18 protein-coding genes are annotated in these 19,761 nt (G+C 70.1%); 11 read left to right on the top strand and 7 right to left on the bottom strand.

The window, feature by feature from the left end:
- Nucleotides 1-18 precede the first annotated feature (18 nt).
- The gene (locus FMM06_RS00195; RefSeq protein WP_235888971.1) at nucleotides 19-903 is read left to right on the top strand and encodes a flagellar motor protein MotB; all 885 of its coding nucleotides are present in this window, start codon (nucleotides 19-21) and stop codon (nucleotides 901-903) included.
- Here FMM06_RS00195 and FMM06_RS00190 read toward each other — a convergent pair.
- From FMM06_RS00190 to FMM06_RS00170, 5 genes are all read right to left on the bottom strand, one after another.
- Nucleotides 900-2,288 carry a tannase/feruloyl esterase family alpha/beta hydrolase gene (locus FMM06_RS00190; RefSeq protein ID WP_143554219.1) on the bottom strand — a complete coding sequence of 463 codons (1,389 nt, stop codon included), beginning with the start codon at nucleotides 2,286-2,288 and terminating at the stop codon, nucleotides 900-902. The two genes, FMM06_RS00195 and FMM06_RS00190, sit on opposite strands and share 4 nt — an antisense overlap.
- 108 nt (nucleotides 2,289-2,396) lie before the next feature.
- Nucleotides 2,397-3,035, bottom strand: a complete 639-nt coding sequence (locus FMM06_RS00185; protein WP_143554218.1) for a PEPxxWA-CTERM sorting domain-containing protein — start codon at nucleotides 3,033-3,035, stop codon at nucleotides 2,397-2,399.
- A 121-nt stretch (nucleotides 3,036-3,156) separates the two neighbouring features.
- A complete protein-coding gene (locus FMM06_RS00180) occupies nucleotides 3,157-6,396 on the bottom strand; it encodes an error-prone DNA polymerase (RefSeq protein ID WP_143554217.1) in 3,240 nt (1,079 codons plus the stop codon).
- Nucleotides 6,393-7,868: a Y-family DNA polymerase gene (locus FMM06_RS00175; RefSeq protein WP_143554216.1), complete on the bottom strand. Its 1,476-nt coding sequence runs from the start codon at nucleotides 7,866-7,868 to the stop codon at nucleotides 6,393-6,395. The genes FMM06_RS00180 and FMM06_RS00175 overlap by 4 nt, the downstream gene beginning before the upstream one ends.
- Nucleotides 7,816-8,589 (bottom strand): ImuA family protein, encoded by a 774-nt coding sequence (locus tag FMM06_RS00170; protein WP_143554215.1) that lies wholly within the window; start codon nucleotides 8,587-8,589, stop codon nucleotides 7,816-7,818. The genes FMM06_RS00175 and FMM06_RS00170 overlap by 53 nt, the downstream gene beginning before the upstream one ends.
- Nucleotides 8,590-8,852: 263 nt before the next feature.
- On the opposite strand from FMM06_RS00170, the gene FMM06_RS00165 reads away from it, so the two are divergent.
- The 7 genes from FMM06_RS00165 to hisF all read left to right on the top strand — a co-directional run bounded on the left by FMM06_RS00165 (nucleotide 8,853) and on the right by hisF (nucleotide 15,479).
- Nucleotides 8,853-9,515: a response regulator transcription factor gene (locus tag FMM06_RS00165; protein ID WP_143554214.1), complete on the top strand. Its 663-nt coding sequence runs from the start codon at nucleotides 8,853-8,855 to the stop codon at nucleotides 9,513-9,515.
- A gap of 8 nt (nucleotides 9,516-9,523) precedes the next feature.
- Nucleotides 9,524-11,005, top strand: a complete 1,482-nt coding sequence (locus tag FMM06_RS00160; RefSeq protein ID WP_143554213.1) for an ATPase domain-containing protein — start codon at nucleotides 9,524-9,526, stop codon at nucleotides 11,003-11,005.
- Entirely contained in the window at nucleotides 11,002-12,606 is a 1,605-nt protein-coding gene (locus FMM06_RS00155) for a sensor histidine kinase (RefSeq protein ID WP_143554212.1), read from the top strand. Before FMM06_RS00160 ends, FMM06_RS00155 begins: the two co-directional genes overlap by 4 nt.
- Nucleotides 12,607-12,652: 46 nt before the next feature.
- A complete protein-coding gene (hisB, locus tag FMM06_RS00150; protein ID WP_143554211.1) occupies nucleotides 12,653-13,249 on the top strand; it encodes an imidazoleglycerol-phosphate dehydratase HisB in 597 nt (198 codons plus the stop codon).
- Nucleotides 13,242-13,841, top strand: a complete 600-nt coding sequence (gene hisH / locus FMM06_RS00145) for an imidazole glycerol phosphate synthase subunit HisH (RefSeq protein ID WP_143554210.1) — start codon at nucleotides 13,242-13,244, stop codon at nucleotides 13,839-13,841. Before hisB ends, hisH begins: the two co-directional genes overlap by 8 nt.
- The gene (gene hisA / locus FMM06_RS00140; RefSeq protein ID WP_143554209.1) at nucleotides 13,838-14,563 is read left to right on the top strand and encodes a 1-(5-phosphoribosyl)-5-[(5-phosphoribosylamino)methylideneamino]imidazole-4-carboxamide isomerase; all 726 of its coding nucleotides are present in this window, start codon (nucleotides 13,838-13,840) and stop codon (nucleotides 14,561-14,563) included. The genes hisH and hisA overlap by 4 nt, the downstream gene beginning before the upstream one ends.
- 157 nt (nucleotides 14,564-14,720) lie before the next feature.
- Nucleotides 14,721-15,479 carry an imidazole glycerol phosphate synthase subunit HisF gene (hisF, locus tag FMM06_RS00135; RefSeq protein ID WP_143554208.1) on the top strand — a complete coding sequence of 253 codons (759 nt, stop codon included), beginning with the start codon at nucleotides 14,721-14,723 and terminating at the stop codon, nucleotides 15,477-15,479.
- On the opposite strand, the gene FMM06_RS00130 is transcribed toward hisF, so the two are convergent.
- On the bottom strand, nucleotides 15,474-16,256 hold the full coding sequence (locus FMM06_RS00130) for a DUF1206 domain-containing protein (protein WP_185964977.1): 783 nt from the start codon (nucleotides 16,254-16,256) through the stop codon (nucleotides 15,474-15,476). The genes hisF and FMM06_RS00130 overlap by 6 nt on opposite strands.
- A gap of 88 nt (nucleotides 16,257-16,344) precedes the next feature.
- On the opposite strand from FMM06_RS00130, the gene FMM06_RS00125 reads away from it, so the two are divergent.
- The 3 genes from FMM06_RS00125 to FMM06_RS00115 all read left to right on the top strand — a co-directional run bounded on the left by FMM06_RS00125 (nucleotide 16,345) and on the right by FMM06_RS00115 (nucleotide 18,656).
- On the top strand, nucleotides 16,345-16,674 hold the full coding sequence (locus FMM06_RS00125; protein WP_143554206.1) for a phosphoribosyl-ATP diphosphatase: 330 nt from the start codon (nucleotides 16,345-16,347) through the stop codon (nucleotides 16,672-16,674).
- 3 nt (nucleotides 16,675-16,677) lie between these two features.
- Nucleotides 16,678-17,055 (top strand): histidine triad nucleotide-binding protein, encoded by a 378-nt coding sequence (locus tag FMM06_RS00120; protein ID WP_143554205.1) that lies wholly within the window; start codon nucleotides 16,678-16,680, stop codon nucleotides 17,053-17,055.
- Nucleotides 17,056-17,156: 101 nt separating this feature from the next.
- Nucleotides 17,157-18,656 (top strand): amino acid permease, encoded by a 1,500-nt coding sequence (locus FMM06_RS00115; RefSeq protein ID WP_143554204.1) that lies wholly within the window; start codon nucleotides 17,157-17,159, stop codon nucleotides 18,654-18,656.
- A gap of 13 nt (nucleotides 18,657-18,669) precedes the next feature.
- On the opposite strand, the gene FMM06_RS00110 is transcribed toward FMM06_RS00115, so the two are convergent.
- Nucleotides 18,670-19,662: an adenosine kinase gene (locus tag FMM06_RS00110; RefSeq protein ID WP_143554203.1), complete on the bottom strand. Its 993-nt coding sequence runs from the start codon at nucleotides 19,660-19,662 to the stop codon at nucleotides 18,670-18,672.
- Nucleotides 19,663-19,761 lie beyond the last annotated feature (99 nt).

Raw genomic sequence — 19,761 nt, 5'->3', positions numbered from 1 at the left:
CACAAAAGCGAGGGCGCGGTGAAGCTCGACCCCGCCACGCATTTCGAGCCCGAGGTCGTCGTCCGCTGGAAGACCGACAAGCACGCCGCGCACCACGGCGGGGCGTGGAAGATCGCCTATGCCGATTTCGTGACCGCGATGATGGCGTTCTTCCTGCTGCTGTGGATCATCGGCGCGACCAACGAGGACCAGCGCAAGGGCATCGCCGATTACTTCACCCCGACGGTCATCCAGATGAAGAACTCGGGCGGGTCGAACGGCGTCGGCGGCGGGCGCAGCATGGCGATGGACGAGGGCCAGGCGCTGCGCGCCGCGGGCGACGGCAAGCGCCCGACCCCGCTTGCGGCAGGCGGCGGCGGCGGACCGCTCGAGTCGGCGGTCGCCTCGCCCGACAAGGCGACCGCGCCCGGCGCGCGGCGGCTCGCCGACGAGGCGCGCTTCGCCAAAGTCCGCCGCGTCGTCGCGGCGCGGCTGGCGGGCGACCCGACGCTCAAAGGCCTGAAGGGCCAGATCCGCTTCGTGCCGACGCGCGAAGGGATGCGCATCGACATCGTCGAGCGTGCCGACTTCTCGATGTTCGGCAGCGGCACCAGCGTGTTCACCCCCGAGGCGCTGGCGCTGGTCCGCACCGTCGCGCGCGCGCTGAAGGACGGGCCCTCGGCGCTGACAGTTCGCGGCCATACCGACGCCGTCGCCTACAACCGTGGCGACGCCAACAACTGGACGCTGTCGACCGCGCGTGCCGACGCGACGCGGCGGGTGCTGCGCGACGCCGGCGTCGACGACGCGCGCTTCCGGCGCATCGAGGGGGTCGCGGCGACCGACCCCTTCAACCCGAAGGACCGCACCGACCCGCGCAACCGGCGGATCAGCGTCACCATATTGTACAGCGGCGGCGCCTAGGGTGTCGGCGGCAGCTCCTGCGTCGCGCCTTCGGCACCGGTCGCGTTCAGCGTTCCAGGCGGGGAACCGCCCTCGACCCACGCCTCGAGCGGCTTGATCCAGTCGACGCGCGTCGGCGAGGCGCCGCCGCCGCAGTGGAGCATGCCGGGCACCATGTAGAGCCGGTAGAAATCGCGCGTGTCGCCCAGCTTCGCTTTCAGCGACGCGGCATAGGCGAGGCTGTAGTCGGGCGGGATCGCGGGGTCGTTCCAGCCGTGATACTGGATCAGCTTGCCGCCGCGCGCTCGGAACGCCGACAGGTCGGGCGAGGTCGCATTGAGGACCGGCGCCAGCTTCACCTCGCTCTTCTTGAGGTCGGCGGTCGTCAGGTCGGCGATTTTAAAGTTCGCATCCTCACGCACGAGGTTGGTGAAATAGCTCGGCGCGAAGCCCTTCTCGTTGGTCTGGCCGGGGTCTGGGACGAGCCAGCCCTGCCACGCCGCCTCGGCGCCGGGACGCAGGCCGAACAATTGCTTGCCCGTCGCCGGGTCGCGCTGGCCGCGATAGACCATGCGCACCGTCGCGATCTCGGTGCGGGTCAGGCACTGCGCGGTGTCGGTGCCGGGCTTGCACGCCAGCACGCCGGGGTCGAACCTGCACTGCTGCGGCGTGGCGACCCACGGCTTGCCGCCGCCGCACGCCTTGAGCGCCGCCGCCTGGAGCGCCGGCAGCTTAGCCGCAGTCAGCGCGAATTTGGGGCGCGACATGGTGCGGTCGAGCAGCCCGGCGCTTGCCATCAGCTGCGTCCAGTGGCTGGCCGGCGCACCCGCGACGATGCCGTCGTAATCCTGCGGGAAGCGCTGCGCCGCCATCAGCGCCTCGCGCCCGCCGTCGGAGCAGCCGAGGAAATAGGCGCGCTTCGGCGACGTGCCGTACGCCGCGAGCAGCGCCTTCGCGGCGTCGCCGGTCGCCTTGATCGAGCGCCAGCCGAAATCGACGACCTTCTCCGGATGCCCGAGCGCCCAGCGCGCATCGATCGCGTCCTCGGTCTGGTGCCCGGTGTCGGTGCCCGCGACGGCGTAACCGGCACGCAGCCCGAGCGCCATGGTGCGGTACGGGATCTGCCCGGCGAAGCCGCCGTTGCCGACCTGCATGTACTTGCCGTTCCACGCCGACCCTTGCGGGATCCACAGCTCGATACGGATGTCGGAGTCCGCACTCGGGCGCGCGGTGACGGTGACGCGGCAGACGTCGACCGCGGGCTTGAGCGGCGCGGTGCCGGTGGGGACGATGCTCGCCGCGGTCACCGAGGCCATCGGCAGCTTGGCGCTGAGCAGCGAAGTGCAATCGGCAGCTGCCGCCGGTGCGGCGACCGAAGCGACGCCCATCACGACCAGCCAGCGCATCCGATGATCCCCCCTGTAACGTCGGCGACGCTAGCGGCTCGACCAGAGGTTGCCCACACGAAAAAAGGGGCGGTCTCAACGGACCGCCCCCGATTATCGATCAAGCCTTCAAGCCGTAATGACAGCCTTGCGACGGCGCAGCGCGACGCCGGTCATCGCGAAGCCGCCGATCATCAGCGCCCAGCTCGCGGGCTCGGGCACCGCCGCGATGCCGTCCGTGGTGATGTCAAGGCTCCAGCCGCCCGATACAGTGCCGAAGTCGGCCGGGAAGACATCGGCGATGAGCAGCGTCCACTCACCATTGGCGCTGTTGCCGTTGAATCCGGCAAACGAGCCGGCATCGTCGAAGTTGTTGAACGCATAGCCGCCGAAGTTCGATGGCAGATAGGTTCCCGATGTCACCGGGAAGTTGTCGACAAACGATTCGGGCAGGAAGCCCGACGCGGCATCGCTGAAGGTCAGCGTGACGTTATTGATGTCTGTGCTGCCGCCGACAAAGCTCATGAAGACGAAGCCGAGGTTGAGGCTCTCGTTGTACAGCCCCATCACCAGATCGTCGGGATAGGTGTGGCTGAGCCCCGAGATCGTCAGCGTCAGATTGGTGATATTGCCGGTGAGGCCGCTGACGTTGATGGCGCTCGACGCCTCGCCGCCGTCGACAATTACGATAGGTGTCGGATTTGATATGGTGACAGCGCCAACTGGCGCCGCCAGGGTAAATGCAAGAGCAGCAAGTAACGACCTCATCTGAAATTCCCCTTTTTGGACGCGTTGACGAGAAGACGAAGTTCCTGCGACTGGCGTAACGAGTCAACCGGGTAAATAATATTTATTTTCAGTAAACTTGGACTGTCCTGGCGGAAGTCGACTAATGAAAATCCCGCGACTTAGGCAGAACGCGGACGTTGCGCGGGTGGCCGTGCGTTTGGGGATAGCCCGGCGCGAGGTTTTCATCGCCGCGTGACGCCTGCGTATTGGTGTCGTGGGTTTCGGACAGGCGGTTCAGGTCGGCGCTGCGGTCGATGATGCGCGTCGCCATCAGGTGGACGACGCCATCGGGACTGCGCTGGAGGACGCCCTCGACCAGCATCAGCCGCGACGCCATGATCGCCCGGCGGTAGGTCTCGAACAGGCGCGCCCAGATCACGACGTTGGTGATGCCGGTCTCGTCTTCGATCGTCACGAAGATCGCATTGCCCTTGCCCGGGCGCTGGCGGACGAGGACGATGCCCGCCGTGCGGATCCGCCGCCCGTCGCGTGCCGCCGAGGTGGCGGCGCAGCTGGCGATGCCCTCGCGGTCGAAATCCGCGCGCAGGAAGCTCAGGGGGTGAGCCTTCAGCGACAGGCGCGTCGTCTGATAGTCCGCCGCGACATGCTCGGCGGGGCGCATAGCCGGCAGGTCGGCGGCGGGCTCGATGCCGAGTTCGCGCGCCGCGGCAGCGGCGAACAGCGGCAGCACGTCGGTCGGAGTGCGCCGCGCCTCCCACAGCGCCTCGCGCCGGTCGAGGCCGATCGAGCGGCACGCGTCGGCATCGGCAAGCAGGCGCAGCGCGCGCTGGGGCAGCACGGCGCGGCGCGCGAGCGCCTCGATACTGTCGAACGGCCGCGCTGCGGCGATCTGCGCCGCCCAGGCCTCGCGGAAGCCGTCGATCTGGCGCATCCCCAAGCGCACCGCGAAGGCGTCGCCGTCGGGTTCCAGCGTGCAGTCCCAGTCGCTGGCGTTGATGTCGATTGCGCGCACCTCGACGTCGTGCGCGCGCACGTCGCTGACGATCTGCGCCGGCGCGTAGAACCCCATCGGCTGGGCGTTGAGGAGCGCGGCGGCAAACACCGCCGGATAGCGGCATTTCAGGTAGCACGAGACCCAGACCAGCCGCGCGAAGGCGAGCGCGTGGCTTTCGGGGAAGCCGTAGCTGCCGAAGCCCTTGATCTGTTCGAAGCAACGCGCGGCAAAGTCGGGGTCATAGCCGCGCCTGACCATGCCGCCGACCATCTTCGCCTCGAACTTCGGCATGCCGCCGACGTTGCGGAAGGTCGCCATGGCGCGGCGCAGCTGGTTCGCCTCCGACGGCGTGAAGTTCGCGGCGACGATCGCCAGCTTCATCGCCTGTTCCTGGAACAGCGGCACGCCGAGCGTCTTGCCGAGCACGCCCTTCAGCTCGTCGGGGTCGTGCGGCGGCCCGGGCGAGGGGTACTCGACCGCCTCCAGCCCCTGCCGGCGGCGCAGGTAGGGGTGGACCATGTTGCCCTGGATCGGCCCGGGCCGGACGATCGCGACCTGGATGACGAGGTCGTAGAGTTTGTTGGGCTTGAGGCGCGGCAGCATGTTGATCTGCGCGCGGCTCTCGACCTGGAAGGTGCCGATCGTGTCGCCACGGCTCAGCATGGCGTAGACGTCGCCGACATCGGCGTTGGTCTCGTCGGGGATGTTGTCGAGCGCGTACCGGGTGCCGATGTGCGTCTCGATCAGCGCGAACGCCTTGCGGATGCAGCTGAGCATGCCGAGCGCCAGAACATCGACCTTCATCAGGCCGAGCGCGTCGATATCGTCCTTGTCCCACTCGATGAAGGTCCGGTCGACCATCGCGCCGTTGTGGATCGGCACCGTCTCGTCGAGCCGGTCCTGTGTCAGCACGAAGCCGCCGACGTGCTGCGACAGATGCCGCGGGAACTTGAGCAGCTGCTGCACCAGGTCGCCGAGCCGCGCGATCTCGGGCGAATCGGGGTCGAAGCCGCTCTCCTCGAAGCGCTGCCTTTCCAGCGTATCGGCGAAGCTGCCCCACACCGTGCTGGTCAGCCGCGAGGTCACGTCGGCGCTCAGCCCCAGCGCCTTGCCGACCTCGCGCACCGCGCTGCGCGGGCGGTAGTGGATGACGGTCGCGGCAATTCCCGCGCGGTGGCGGCCGTAGCGGCGATAGATGTACTGCATCACCTCCTCGCGCCGCTCGTGCTCGAAATCGACGTCGATGTCGGGGGGCTCGTCGCGCTCCTCCGACATGAAGCGCGAGAACAGCAGGTCGTGCTTCATCGGGTCGACCGCGGTGATGCCGAGCAGCCAGCACACCGCCGAGTTCGCCGCCGAGCCGCGGCCCTGGCACAGGATCGGCGGCGTCTGCGACCGCGCGAAATGCACGATGTCGTGCACGGTCAGGAAATAATAGGCGTAGTTGCGCGACCGGATCAGCGTGAACTCCTCGTCGAGCATCCGCAGCAGCTTGGGCGGCAGGCCGTCCGGGAAGCGCGCATGCGCGGCGTCGAAGGCGAGTTTTTCGAGCCAGTCCTGCGGCGTCCAGCCGTCGGGCACGGGCTCGTGCGGATATTCGTAGCGCAGCTGGTCGAGGGTGAAGCCGATGCGCGCCATCAAGGCGGTTGTCTGCGCCACCGCCTCGGGACAGTCGCGGAACAGCCGGAGCATTTCGTCGGCGGGCTTCAGGTGCCGCTCGGCATTGGGGGCGAGCCGCCGCCCGGCCAGCGCGACCGTCGTGCCTTCGCGGATGCAGGTCAGCACGTCGTGCAGGCGGCGCGCGTCGGGGTTCGCGTACAGCGCGTCGTTGGTGGCGAGCAGCGGCACGCCTGTGCGCCCGGCCAGGTCCATCAGCCCGGCGAGGCGCCGCCGGTCGCTGCCCTGGCGCGGCATCGCGGCGCCCAGCCACACCGCCCCCGGACGTGCCGCCGCGACGGACCGCAGCGCCGCCTCGTCGCGCCGCGATGCCATGACGATGAGCAACAGGTCGTCGGCGTGGCTCAGCAGGTCGGCGAGATGCAGGATGCAGCCGCCCTTCTCGGCGCGCAGGTTGCCGACGGTCAGCAGCCGCGTCAGCCGACCCCAGCCGTGCCGCGTCGCGGGATAGGCGATGATGTCGGGCGTACCGTCGACGAACACCAGCCGCGCGCCGACGACGAGGCGGAAGTCGAGCGTTTCGCCCGACCGCTCGACCGCGTCGCGCAGTGCGACGTAGGCGCGGACCACCCCCGCGACGCTGTTGCGGTCGGCGATGCCGATGCCGGCATGGCCCAGTTCCAGCGCCTCGGCGACCATGTCCGACGGATGCGACGCGCCGTGCAGGAACGAGTAGTTGGTGGCGGCGGCAAGCTCGACGAAGCTCATGCGAACAGGCCGTGGACGTACCAGTCGGGGTCGGCCTTCTCGGTTTCGTACAGGCCGTGGCGGAACAGCCAGAAGCGCCGCCCGCGCGCATCCTCGACGCGGTAATAGTCGCGCGTCAGGCCCTTGCCGTCACGCCGCCGCCACCACTGCGCGGCGATGCGCTCGGGACCTTCGGAGCGGATCACGTCGTGCTGGACGCGCCGCCAGCGGAAGCGGCGCGGCGGGCCGTCGGGGACCTCGGCCAGCACCTCGATACGCTGCGGCGTATCGAACAGGTGAAGCGGGCGCAGCGGCGGCTCGCCGGGTTCGAGCGGCGGCCAGGCCGACGGCGGCGCGGGGTCGCCGACGGGCAGCTCGAACGCCGCCTGCTCAGGGATATGGCTGTCGCCCGCATGGAGGCGGCGGACGCGGGTGCGCCCCAGCCGCGTCGCCAGCCGGTCGATCAGGCCCGCCAGCTCGGCATCGGCGACTGCGCCGCCATCGAGGCGCAGCTGTTGGACGCCAAGCGGCTCGATGACGGGCACGGCCAAGCGGATCAGGTCGTAGCCAAACCCCGGATCGAGCGGGTCGGCCAGCCCGTCGATGCGCTCGCGGAACAGCCGCGCAAGAATCGCCGGATCGCGCGCCGGGGCACCCGTCTCGACCGCGAGGCGCGCGACCTGGCCGTCGCTGCGGAACAGCGCAGCCTCGAACCGCCGCCCGCCGCAGCCTTGCTCGCCGAGCCGTACCGCCGCCTCGCCGACCAGCCGGTCGAGCGTGTCGAGGACGAAGCCGGTGCGCGCGACGGGCTCGGCAAAGCGCGCCTCGACCTGCACCGCAGGCGGCTGGCGGCGCGGCACGATGCGTGGGTCGGCCTCGCCGAGCAGCCGGGCGAGCAGCACCGGCAGCGCCTCGCCGAAACGCGCCGCGAGCGGTCCGCGCGGCCGCGCCGCGAGGTCGCCGATCGTCCGCAGCCCGGCGCGACGCAGCGCCTGGTGCGTGTCGCCGTCGACGCTCAGCGCGGCGACCGGCAGCGCGCCGATGTCTGCGGTCGCATGGCACGCCAGCGCGAGCGCGGCATCGGGGGTAGCAGCGCACGCCAGCCGCGCGGTCAGGCCGCGCCGTGCCAGCCGGCCGGCGAGATCGTCGCGCAGGCCCGCCTCGCCGCCATAGGGATGCTCGCAGCCGGTGATGTCGAGCACGAGGCCCTGCGGCGGATGGCAGGCGACCGAGGGCGAATAGCGGTCGCAGGCGTCGGCCAGCCAGTCGAGCAGCGCCGCGTCGTCGCCCGGGCGATGCTCGATCGACGCGAGTTCGGGGACGCGCGCACGGGCGTCCGCCAGCGTCAGCCCGGGGACGATGCCGAGTGCCTGTGCGCGCGCGTCGACCGCCGCGAGGCGGATGCCGCCGCGCACCGTCTCGACCAGCGCGAACGGCAGGTCAGGCGGCGCGCCGCCCGAACTCCGCAACCGTTCGGACGGCAGCAGGGGCAAATACGCGCCCAGGTAGCGGCGTGCCGACGTCGACCCGATGAGGGGCGGCGTCGCGGAAACTTCGTGCGTCACGGTCCCACTCCACACGGGCATCGAACCCGGCAATGCCGCTGCGGTGGCGCAGCAGGCTGATGTCGAACGTCGGCCGTCCCGGCGCATTGGCGGCGAGCGGCCCCGACGGTGCCGCCCCGACCCGCCAGCGCGTCGTCGCGGCACTGGGCGACGGTGTCGCGCCGGCGCGCAGCACCAGCGTCAGCACCCCCGACCGCGCCGCCGCCAGCGCCAGCCGCCGCGACGCCGTCAGGTCGAGCGCCGGCGCCTTGCCCCAGGGTTCGATGACCACCGCGCCGACCGCACCGCAGCCGACGATCTCCGCTGCCGCTCGAAGCACGCTCAGCGCGTCGCGGCCGGTGACCAGGATGATGCGCGCCGGATCGGCCCCCAGTTCGGCGAGGCCCGGCGCGTGCAGCCGCCCGTCGCCGCGCTCGCCCTTGTCCTCACGCACCCAGATCAGCGGCTTGGCCGCGTCGCCGCACAGCGAGACGAGGAGCGCGAACCCAGCCGCACCCGCATGATGCCCCTCCTCGGCATAGAGTTCGTGCAGTGCGCCGCGCGCCAGGCCGCCCCCCAGCCGTGCGTCGGCGACGCTCGACCCGGTCGCGACGAACGGCCATGCATGAGCCTCCGCCGGTGCGGAAATCTGGGTCCGCAGCGCGGACAAGAGGCTCGACTCGCGACTCATTGTTCCTGTTCTGTTCTATCAGTCGCAATGCGGGTGGTCGAGTCAGCCCGGAAAACATCAATTCAGGCAGTCTGCCTTCAAAGCTTCAAACAGTTGAAGAAAAATCAGCAAGAGTTAACGGCGCGTTATCAAGTCTGTTGCCGAACAGCCCACCCGGCCGAAAGTTACGCCGCCGTCGATTTCAATCAGTTGACTTAGGGTATAGTCTGTCTGACGGGGGAGGTGACGGAGAGGGCAACGTCATGAACGTAAGTCGAATTGTTTACATCGTCGATGACGATGCTGTCGTACGCGCCTCCTTGGCGTTCTTCCTTAAGGCGGCCGGATTTGCGACCCGCAGCTACGCCAGCGGCCGCGATTTCATCGCCGACGTGACGAGTCTGCGCCTGGGCTGCATCCTGCTCGACGTCCGCATGCCCGACTTCGACGGTTTCGACGTGCTGGCGGCGCTCGGCGACCGCACCTCGGCAATGCCGGCGATCGTCATGACCGGTCACGGCGACGTCGCAACCGCCGTCCGCGCGATGAAGCTGGGGGCGAGCGACTTCCTCGAAAAGCCGTGCGACGAGGACGAGATGATCGCGACGCTGGAGCGCGCCTTCGTGGTGCTCGAGGATCACGCGCTCGACATGACGTCGCAGGACGCGGCGCGCGCCATCATCGCCCGGCTGACCCAGCGCGAGCACGACGTGCTGCACGGGCTGATCGAGGGGCGGTCGAACAAGGTGCTGGCGTACGAGCTGGGCCTGAGCGTGCGGACCGTCGAGATGCACCGCGCCAGCATGATGGACCGGCTCGGCGTCCGCACCCTGCCCGACGCGCTGCGTATCGCGTTCCGCGCCGGCATCCTGCCCATCGCCATGCCGGTCCCGACGCCGGGCGGACGACACGTGACGCACAACTAAGGCCGCTCATGCCCGATACCCCGATCGCCACCGTTTCCACCGGCCTCCCCGGCCTCGACTATATCCTCGACGGCGGTTACGCCGCCAACCGCATCCACCTCATCGAGGGGCGCCCCGGCGCGGGCAAGACGACGATGGCGATGCAGTTCCTGATCGCCGGCCAGGCCCGCGGCGAGACCTGCCTGTACGTCACCTTCTCCGAGACCGCGCACGAGCTGCACAGCGTCGCCGAAAGCCACGGCCTGTCGCTCGACGGCATCGAGATCGCCGAGCTGTTCGCGCCCGACCTCGACCCGCTCGAAGAGCAGCGCCAGTCGATCATCCACGCCGCCGACCTGGAGCTTGGCGAGACGGTGCGCAGCGTCATGGAAGCCGTGATCGCCACCGCGCCCTCGCTGGTCGTCATCGACAGCCTGTCCGAAATCCGCCTGCTGGCGCAAAGCGCGCTCTACTACCGCCGCGAGATCCTGGCGCTGAAACGCTTTTTCTTTGCGCAGCGCTGCACCGTGCTGCTGCTCGACGACCTGAGCCAGCCCGACGAGGATCTGATGCTGCACAGCATCGGCCATGGCGTCGTGCGCCTGGAACACGACGCCCCCGGCTATGGGGCCGAGCGGCGGCGGCTGCGGGTGTTCAAGATGCGCGGCCGCTCGTTCTGCGGCGGCTATCACGACGTCGTCATACGGCATGGCGGGGTCGAGGTGTTCCCGCGCCTGATCTCCGAAGCCAGCCGCGCGCCCGGCGACGCGCAGGTGCTGGTGCCGAGCGGCCTGGCGGAACTCGACGCGCTGTCGGGCGGCGGGCTCGACCGCGGTACCACGACGCTGATCCTGGGGCCGTCGGGCGCGGGCAAATCGACGCTGGCGCTGCGCCTGCTGGGCGACCTGCTCGACCGCGGAGAGACCGCGGTCTTCATCAGCTTCGACGAGACGCGGCGCAATTTCGAACGCCGCGCCGCCGGCATCGGTCTCGACGCGCAGCGCCATCTCGACAGCGGGCGGCTGGTGTTCGTGGCGATCGACCCGGCCCACATCACGCCCGGCGAGCTGGCGGGATCGATCCGCCACCGCGTCGCCGCGGGCACCACGGCGGTCATCCTCGACTCGCTGTCGGGCTATCAGCACGCGATGCCCGACGAGACGCACCTGCTGCTGCAGCTGCACGAGCTCGTCACCTACCTGAACGAACTCGACGTGCTGACCATCCTGACCCTCGCGCAGGACGGCGTCGGGGCGCAGCTGCGCGCCTCGCTCGACATGACCTATCTCGCCGACTGCGTTTTCCTGGTGCGCTTCTTCGAAGCGGGCAGCGAGATCCGCCGCGCCATCTCGGTCATCAAGAAGCGTACCGGCCGCCACGAGCGGTCGATCCGCGAACTCAGCTTCGACCAGGGCGGCATCCATGTCGGCACGGTGCTCGACGGCTTCACCGGCATGCTGGCGGCGGTACCGGTCTATGCGGGGCGGACGCCGCTGCTGGACATCGCTTGAGCGAAGTCGACCAGTTCCTGGTCGTCGCGCCGCAGGGTCGTGACGCCGCGGTCATCGAAGCGCAGCTGGAGGCAGCGGAAATCGCCTGCACGGTGGCGACGCCGCGCGAACTGGTCGCGGCGATCCACGAAGGCGTGGTGGGTGCCGCGATCGTCACCGACGACGCGCTGACCGACGCCGGCCTGCGCGCTACCAGCGAGGCGCTGGCCACGCAGCCGCCCTGGTCCGACTGCCCGTTCATCGTGCTGACGCCGCGGTCGGCGGTGGCGCGCAGCGGGCCGCGGGCGGTGGCAGCGCTGGGCAACGTCACGGTCCTCGAATCGCCGATGCACCCGACCGCGCTGGTCAGTGCCGCCCGCGCGGCGTTGCGCGCCCGCGCCCGGCAGCGGCGCGCCCAGGCGTATCTGGCGGCGCGCGAGGCCGCCGAGGAGCAGGTCCGCGACCTCGCCGTCACGCTCGAGGCCCGCGTCGAGGCGCGTACTTCGGAGCTGATGCAGGCACAGGCGTCGCTCGAAGAGAGTTTGGCGAGCTATCGCTACACCATCGAGCTCGGCGCACTGATCCCCTGGACCGCGTCGCCCGAAGGTCAGTTGATCGGCATCGGCAACGCCTGGCTCGACCTGACCGGCGCGACGCTGGACGAATCGCTGGGCTTTGGCTGGCTGCGCGTCGTCCATCCCGACGATGTCGCGAGCGTCTTCGCGACCTGGGGCGACGCAGTCGAGCGCATCGTGCCGCACGATCACGAGCATCGCGTCCAGATCCGCGACGGCAGCTACCGCTGGATACGTTCGCGCTCCGCGCCGCGCCGCGCCGCCGACGGCAGCGTCGTGCGCTGGTACGGCACCGTCGAGGACATCGAGGACAAGCACCGTGCGAGGACCCAGCTGCAGCAGTTGCAGGCCGACCTGATCCACGTTTCCCGGCTCAGCGCGATGGGCGCGATGGGCACGACGCTGGCGCACGAGCTGAACCAGCCGCTCGCCGCGATCGCCAACTATGTCCGCGGCTGCCGGCGTCTGGCGCAGGGCATCGACCCGTCGATCCGCGACGAGTTCATCGATGCGCTTGCCGCCGCGGACCGCAGCGCGGTGCGCGCCGGCGAGATCGTGCGCCGCCTGCGCGCGTTGGTCGCGCGCGGCGACGTCACGCGGCAGGCGGAGGACCTGCCGGCGCTGATCAACGAGGCCTGCGGCATCGCCATGGTCGATGCCGCCACGCTGGGGGTTGTCTACCGCACGCGCTTCGATCCCCACGCCCGGACCGTGGTCGTCGACCGCATCCAGATCCAGCAGGTCGTCATCAACCTGCTGCGCAATGCCCTGGAGGCGCTGCGCGACCTCGAGCTGCGCAACGTGCTGATCGAGACGCGGCGCCTGCCCGACGGTCTCTGCGAGGTCGCCGTGCACGACACCGGCCGCGGCCTCGACGGCGAGGGCCATGCGCGCCTGTTCACCCCCTTCGCGACGTCGAAAGCCGGCGGTATGGGCATCGGCCTGTCGATCAGCCGCACCATCGTCGAGGCGCACGGCGGTCGCATCTGGTACGAGCCCGGCCTGCGCGGCGGCGCGGTCTTCCGTTTCACCATCCCCGGCGACTGACCTCTCCAGCCTTGCCCGCACGCCCGCCCTGCCCTACCTCGCAGCCATGCCGCGCACCGCCATCATCGCCCGCCACACGTCGGAGACGCGCATCGACGGCCGCCTCGATCTCGACGGCAGCGGCCAGTACCGCATCCACACCGGCATCGGCTTTTTCGATCACATGCTCGAGCAGGTGGCGCGCCACGGCCTGTTCGACCTCGAGCTGACCTGCGCCGGCGACCTGCACATCGACCAGCACCACACCACCGAGGATGTCGCGCTGGCCCTCGGCTCGGCGGTCAGCACCGCTCTCGGCGACCGCAGCGGCATCGCGCGCTACGGCGAGGCGCATGCGCCGATGGACGAGACGCTGACCCGCGTCGTCCTCGACATCTCCGGCCGGCCGCACTGCACGTGGAAGTCGGGCTTCACCGTCCAGCGCCTCGGCGAATGGGATACCGAGCTGATCGAACACTGGTTCTCCAGCTTCGCGCAGACCGCGGGCCTGACGCTGCACATCGAGACTTTGTACGGCACCAACAACCACCACATCGTCGAGAGCTGCTTCAAGGGCCTCGCGCGGGCGCTGCGCCAGGCGGTGACGCTCGACCCGCGCAAGGCGGGGATGATCCCCTCGACCAAGGGCAGCCTCGGTGGCTGAGCGCATCGCCGTCGTCGATTACGGCGCAGGCAATCTGCGCTCGGCGGCGAAGGCGCTCGAGGCGGCAGGCGCGGGCGACGTGCGTATCGCGTCGACGGCCGCCGACATCGCCGCCGCCGACCGCATCGTGCTGCCCGGCGTCGGGGCGTTCGCGCAGTGCATCGGCGCGCTGAAGGGCTCGGGGCTCGTCGACGCGCTCGACACCGCAGTGCACGGGCAGGCGAAGCCTTTCCTCGGCATCTGCGTCGGCATGCAGCTGCTCGCCACCACCGGCCACGAGCATGGCGAACACGCCGGGCTCGATTGGATGCCCGGCGACGTGACGCGGCTCGACCCCGGCCCCGGCCAGCTGAAGATCCCGCATATGGGCTGGAACGACGTGACCGACAGCGATGGCGGCACCGGCAGCGCGTACTTCGTCCACAGCTACCGCTTCGTGCCCGCCGATCCGGCGATGGTCCGCGCCACCACCGATTACGGCCAGACGATCGCCGCCATCGTCCAGGCGGGCAACATCACCGGCGTGCAATTCCACCCCGAGAAGAGCCAGGCCTATGGCCTCGCCTTCCTGCGCAACTGGCTGACCGCATGACCTTCACGCTTTACCCCGCGATCGACCTCCACGCCGGCAAGTGCGTGCGCCTGTCCGAAGGCGAGCTCGACACCGCGACCTTCTACAACGACGACCCCGCCGCCCAGGCCGAGGCCTTCGCTGCCGCCGGTGCCACCGCGCTGCACGTCGTCGACCTCGACGGCGCGTTCGCCGGCGGCAGCGTCAACGGGGCCGCGGTCGAGCGGATCGTCGCGGCCTTCCCGGGCCGCGTCCAGCTGGGCGGCGGCATCCGCAGCCGCGCGACGCTCGACGCGTGGATTGCGCGCGGCGTGGCGCGCATCGTGCTCGGCACCGCGGCGCTCGCCGATCCCAATCTCGTCGTCCAGTCGGCGAAGGCGCACCCGGGGCGCATCGTCGTCGCGGTCGACGCGCGCGGCGGCATGGTGACGACCCGCGGCTGGGCCGAGACCTCGCGCGTCCCCGTCGCCGAACTCGCCAAGCGCTTTGAAGGCGCGGGCGTCGCAGCGCTGCTCTACACCGACGTCGGCCGCGACGGCATGATGACGGGGGTCAACCTCGAGGCGACGCTGGCGCTGGCGCAGGCGGTCCGCATCCCCGTGCTGGCGAGCGGCGGCGTTGCGGGGCTGGACGATATCGTGTCGCTGCGTGCCCATGCCGGCGACGGCATCGAGGGAGTCATCGTCGGGCGCGCGCTGTACGACGGGCGACTGGACCTGGCGCAGGCGTTGGCGGCGGCGTGAAGGCTCGCCGGTCGCTCCCCCTCCCCTTCAGGGGAGGGGCGCGGAGAGACGCTGCGCAGCAGCGGCCCCGGGGGTGGGGATGTTCGAGCGCGGGATTGCCCCACCCCCGGGCCGGCTTCGCCGTCTCTCGCCCCTCCCCTGAAGGGGAGGGGTAGTTATGCTTGCAACCCGCATCATCCCCTGCCTCGACGTTCACGCCGGCCGCGTCGTCAAGGGCGTCAACTTCGTCTCGCTGCGCGACGCCGGCGACCCCGTCGAGGCGGCGCGCGCCTATGACGCTGCGGGTGCCGACGAACTGACCATGCTCGACATCGGCGCGAGCCACGAGGAGCGCGGCATCATCCTCGATGTCGTCCGCGCCATCGCCGACCAGTGCTTCATGCCGCTGACGGTCGGCGGCGGCGTGCGCTCGGTGGCGGATGCGCGCGCGCTGCTGCTCGCGGGGTCCGACAAGGTCGCGGTCAACTCGGCCGCAATCGCCGACCCGTCGCTGATCGACGCGCTGGCACGGCAGTTCGGCGAGCAGTGCGTTGTCGTCGCGGTCGATGCCAAGGCCGTCGGTGACGGCTGGCAGATCTTCACCCACGGCGGCCGACGCCCGACTGGCATCGACGCGGTCGCCTTCGCGCGCGAAGCCGCCGAGCGCGGGGCGGGCGAAATCCTGCTGACCAGCATGGACCGCGACGGCACCCGCGCCGGCTACGACCTCGCGCTTACCCGCACCATCGCCGACGCGGTGCCCGTGCCCGTTGTCGCGAGCGGCGGCGTCGGCAACCTCGACCACCTCGTCGAGGGCGTTGTCAAAGGCCACGCCAGCGCCGTCCTCGCCGCCTCGATCTTCCACTTCGGCGAGGCGACCTTGGCCGAGGCGCGCGCCACCATGGCGGCGGCGGGCATCAGCGTGCGGCGTCTATAGCGGGCTGACCACCTGCACCTGGCGATACCGCGCCTGGACGATGCCGAACACGCCGAACAGCAGCAGACCCGCCGCGACGATGCCGAGCAGCAGCGGGCCATAGGGCTGGTCCTGCAGCGTGCGCAGTGCCTGCCCCGTGCCGCCCGCGGCCTCAGGATCGTGATTGAGCGCCGCCTGCAGCGCGAACCAGCCGACGAGCACGAACACCACGCCGCGCGCCGCATAGCCGAGACGGCCCGCGCCGACGACCGCCTCGCGGGCGGGCAGGTCGCCGCGGAAATACTTCGCGAAGCCGGCCTTATAGGCTTCGGCGAAATTGCCTGCAGCGGACGCGAGCAGCACGAGGCCGACCGCGCCGACCAGCCAGACGCCGCCGGGCAGCGCCATCAGCCCGGCCGCGCCTTCGTCGGCCTCGGCATCGCCCGACCCGCCGCCGCCACCCCAGTCAAGCGCCAGCCGCGCCGCGAACAGCGCTAGGCCGACGTGTACCAAGCCGCTCACTGCGAAGCCGCCGCGCTTGGCGAGCCCCTTGGCGTCGCTGCCGTGCCGCTCGGGGTCGAACCACGCCTCGCTGAACCGCCACAGCGCATAGCCGAGCAGCCCCAGCGCGATCACCGCGAGCAGCCACTGGCCTGCTGCGCTGTCCGCCAGGCTGCCCAGCGCCGCACGGTTGTCGCCCGGCGCGCCGCCCGACCGCGCCGCGGCGATCGCGAACCAGCCGATCAGCACATAGGTCAACCCCCGTGCCGCAAAGCCGAGCCGCGCCAGTGTCGTCAATCGGCTGTCATTTGTCATCGCCGCCTAACCGTTGCGGCCCGCAAGCGTTCCTTGACCCGCCCCCGCCCGTCGCCGCATGGGACCACGCATGACCGACGCCTCCGCCGACGTGTTCGACCGCCTGCACGCGACCGTCGTGGCGAACCGCCTCGGCGACCCGGCGCAGAGCCACACCGCGCGCCTGACCGCCAAGGGCCGCGCCAAGATCGCACAGAAGCTGGGCGAGGAAGCGGTCGAGACCGTCATCGCCGCGATGCAGGACGACCCCGCCGCGATCACGGCGGAGGCCGCCGACCTGGTCTACCACCTCAGCGTCCTGCTGGCCGACGCAGGCCTGAGCTTCGACGATATCCGCGCCGAACTGGTACGCCGCGAAGGCGTGTCGGGGCTCGCCGAGAAAGCTTCACGGAAAGGCTGACCCATGCCCGTCCCCGCCCTCGCCCCCTACGACGACGCCAATATCTTCGCGCGGATCCTGCGCGGCGAAATTCCGTGCCGCAAGGTCTTCGAGGACGATCACGCGCTGGCGTTCCACGACATCAACCCGCAGGCGCCGGTGCACGTGCTGGTCATCCCCAAGGGGGCGTACGTGTCGTGGGCGGACTTCTCGGCGAACGCCGGCGATGCAGAAATCGCCGGCTTCGTCCGCGCCGTCGGGCAGGTAGCGCGCGAACTGGGGCTGGAGGAACCGGGGTACCGGCTGCTCGCCAATGCCGGCATCCATGCGCATCAGGAGGTGCCGCACCTCCACGTCCATATCTTCGGCGGCACGCAGATGGGGGCGATGCTGCCGCGCTAGATGCTTGACGTGCCACGCGGCACAGGCCAACCGTAAACCCATGCAGACCGCGACGGGGAGCAGGGCCAAGCCCGCGCCTGTCACGATGAGGGGATAGTCTTTTGAACTGGCGCATCAAACCGCTCGACGCGATTCTTCGTACCGCCGAGAAAAAGTCGCTGACGCGCAGTCTCGGCGCCTTCCAGCTGGTCATGCTGGGGATCGGCGGCACCATCGGCACGGGCATCTTCGTGCTGACCGCGACCGCCGCGACCAAGGCCGGCCCGGCGATGATGATCAGCTTCGCGATCGCGGGGCTGGTCTGTTTCCTGACCGCGCTCGCCTATGCCGAGCTGTGCGCGATGATCCCGGTATCGGGGTCGGCGTACACCTTCACCTACGCGACCTTCGGCGAAATGCTGGCGTGGATCGTCGGCTGGGCGCTCGTGCTCGAATACGCGATCGCGTCGTCCGCCGTGTCGGTCGGCTGGTCGGGGTATATGGTCGGCCTGGCCGAGCGCTTCCTAGGCACCGACATCGCCAATACCTTCGTCCACGGGCCGTTCGACAAGGAACCCGGGCTGATCAACCTGCCCGCGATGTTCATCGCGCTCGCCATGGCGGCGCTGCTGATCGTCGGGACCAAGGAGAGCGCGCGCTTCAACACCGTGCTGGTGATGATCAAGATCGCGGCGCTGCTGATGTTCCTGGTGCTCGCGCTGCCGGTCATGCAGTCGGTCAACTTCGAGCCGTTCATGCCGCGCGGCTTCTTCGCGCACGATATCCCCGATCCGTACAACCCCGGCCTGATGATCTCGGTCGGCGTGTCGGCGGCGGCGGCGACGATCTTCTTCGCCTTCGTCGGCTTCGACGCGGTGTCGACTGCCGCCGAGGAGACGATCAACCCCAACCGCAACATCCCGATCGGCCTGATCGGGGCGCTCGGCGTGTCGACGGTGCTGTACATGCTGGTCGCGGCCGCCGCGACGGGCTCGGTCGGCGCGCAGCCGATGGGCGAGCTGGCGAAGTCGAGCGAGGCGCTGGCCTATGTGCTGACCGAAATCGGCTACGGCTGGGGCGGTAACCTGCTGGCGATCGCCGCCGGCATCGCGCTGCCGTCGGTCATCCTGACGCTTATGTACGGCCAGACGCGCATCTTCTTCGTGATGGCGCGCGACGGGCTGCTGCCGCAGGTGTTCGCGAAGATCCACCCGAAGTACCAGACGCCGCACGTCATCACCGCCATCACCGGCGTGTTCGTCGCGATCTTTGCGTCGTTCTTCCCGGTCGAACAGCTCGCCGACATCTCGAATTCGGGCACGCTGCTGGCGTTCCTGATGGTGGCGATCGGCGTGCTGGTGCTGCGTGTCCGCGATCCGGGCCGCAAGCGTCCGTTCCGCACGCCGCTGGTGTGGGTCACCGCGCCGCTGGCTGCGGCAGGGTGCACCTTCCTGTTCTTCTCGCTCTCGACCTATACCCTGATGCTGTTCCTGGGCTGGGCGGGCATCGGGCTGGCGATCTACTTCCTGTACAGCCGCCGTGCCAGCCACCTGGGCAAGGGCATCGTCGAGGTGCCGGAGTTCGACGCCGACACCCCCCCGGGCACACCGATGACGAAGTAAAGGCTGGGGCGCGTCAGCGCCCCAGCTGCTCGGCGACCAGGGCCTTCAGGTCGCGCTCGGGGCGCGCGCCGTAATGGGCGATGATCTCGGCCGCCGCGATCGTGCCCTGGCGGGCGCAGTCGGGCAGGCTGCGGCCCGCAACCATGCCGCTCAGGAACCCGGCCGCGAACAGGTCGCCGGCACCCGTGGTGTCGAGCACCTGCGTCGCGGGGTGGCACGGCACGACGTGGCGCTGGCCGTTCGCGAGCACCACCGCCCCCTGAGCCGAGCGCGTGACGACCGCGATCGTCGCATGCTTCGCCAGCTCGGCCATCGCCGCGTCGAGGTTCTGCGTCTCGTACAGCGCGCAGACCTCGTGCTCGTTGCCGAACATCACGTCGACATGGGTGCCGAGCAGCGCCTTGAAGTCTTCGCGATAGCCCTCGACGCAGAACACGTCGCTCAGCGTGAAGGCGACCTTGCGGTCGGCTGCCCGCGCGATGTCGATCGCCTTGCGCATCGCGGCGCGCGGATGCTCGGGGTCCCACAGATAGCCCTCAAGATACAGCACGGCGGACGCGCGCACCGCGGCCTCGTCGACGTCGGCTTCGCTGAGTTCCTGGCAGGCGCCGAGATAGGTGCTCATCGTGCGGTCGCCGTCGGGCGTCACGACGATCAGGCAGCGCCCGGTCGGCGGGCCGTCGGCCATCGGCGCGACGTCGTAGCTGACGCCCGCGGCGCGGATGTCGTGCGCGAACACCTCGCCGAGCTGGTCGGCCGCGACCCGCCCGACGAACGCCGGCTTGCCGCCCATCGCCGCGATCCCCGCGACGGTGTTCGCCGCCGAGCCGCCCGACACCTCGCGCGTCGCGCCCATCCGCGCGTACAGCCGCTCGGCATCGTCGGCACCGATCAGGCGCATCGAGCCCTTGGGGATGTCGTTCTCGCTCAAGAAGCTGGCGGGCGCGGTGGCGATGACGTCGACGAGGGCGTTGCCGATGGCGAGGACGTCGGTGGTATGGGTCATGGGAGCTGCCGATCTGTTCGTCGTCATCCCCGCGTAAGCGGGGACCCAAGGTCACCAAACTCCGGGACTTTGGGTCCCCGCCTGCGCGGGGATGACGAA

Source organism: Glacieibacterium frigidum (assembly GCF_007097155.1).
In the GTDB taxonomy this organism is placed as follows: domain Bacteria; phylum Pseudomonadota; class Alphaproteobacteria; order Sphingomonadales; family Sphingomonadaceae; genus Glacieibacterium; species Glacieibacterium frigidum.
Note: the sequence above shows the minus strand (reverse complement) of the source record. Positions and strands in the feature narration are given on the sequence as shown.

What these genes read in the sequence shown, in the direction of transcription:
- FMM06_RS00180 (WP_143554217.1), bottom strand. Translation starts at nt 6,396, where the DNA reads ATGAGCTTCGTCGAGCTTGCCGCCGCCACCAACTACTCGTTCCTGCAC.
- FMM06_RS00120 (WP_143554205.1), top strand. Translation starts at nt 16,678, where the DNA reads ATGCCCGTCCCCGCCCTCGCCCCCTACGACGACGCCAATATCTTCGCG.
- FMM06_RS00185 (WP_143554218.1), bottom strand. Translation starts at nt 3,035, where the DNA reads ATGAGGTCGTTACTTGCTGCTCTTGCATTTACCCTGGCGGCGCCAGTT.
- hisF (WP_143554208.1), top strand. Translation starts at nt 14,721, where the DNA reads ATGCTTGCAACCCGCATCATCCCCTGCCTCGACGTTCACGCCGGCCGC.
- hisB (WP_143554211.1), top strand. Translation starts at nt 12,653, where the DNA reads ATGCCGCGCACCGCCATCATCGCCCGCCACACGTCGGAGACGCGCATC.
- FMM06_RS00165 (WP_143554214.1), top strand. Translation starts at nt 8,853, where the DNA reads ATGAACGTAAGTCGAATTGTTTACATCGTCGATGACGATGCTGTCGTA.
- FMM06_RS00190 (WP_143554219.1), bottom strand. Translation starts at nt 2,288, where the DNA reads ATGCGCTGGCTGGTCGTGATGGGCGTCGCTTCGGTCGCCGCACCGGCG.
- hisA (WP_143554209.1), top strand. Translation starts at nt 13,838, where the DNA reads ATGACCTTCACGCTTTACCCCGCGATCGACCTCCACGCCGGCAAGTGC.
- FMM06_RS00110 (WP_143554203.1), bottom strand. Translation starts at nt 19,662, where the DNA reads ATGACCCATACCACCGACGTCCTCGCCATCGGCAACGCCCTCGTCGAC.
- FMM06_RS00125 (WP_143554206.1), top strand. Translation starts at nt 16,345, where the DNA reads ATGACCGACGCCTCCGCCGACGTGTTCGACCGCCTGCACGCGACCGTC.
- FMM06_RS00160 (WP_143554213.1), top strand. Translation starts at nt 9,524, where the DNA reads ATGCCCGATACCCCGATCGCCACCGTTTCCACCGGCCTCCCCGGCCTC.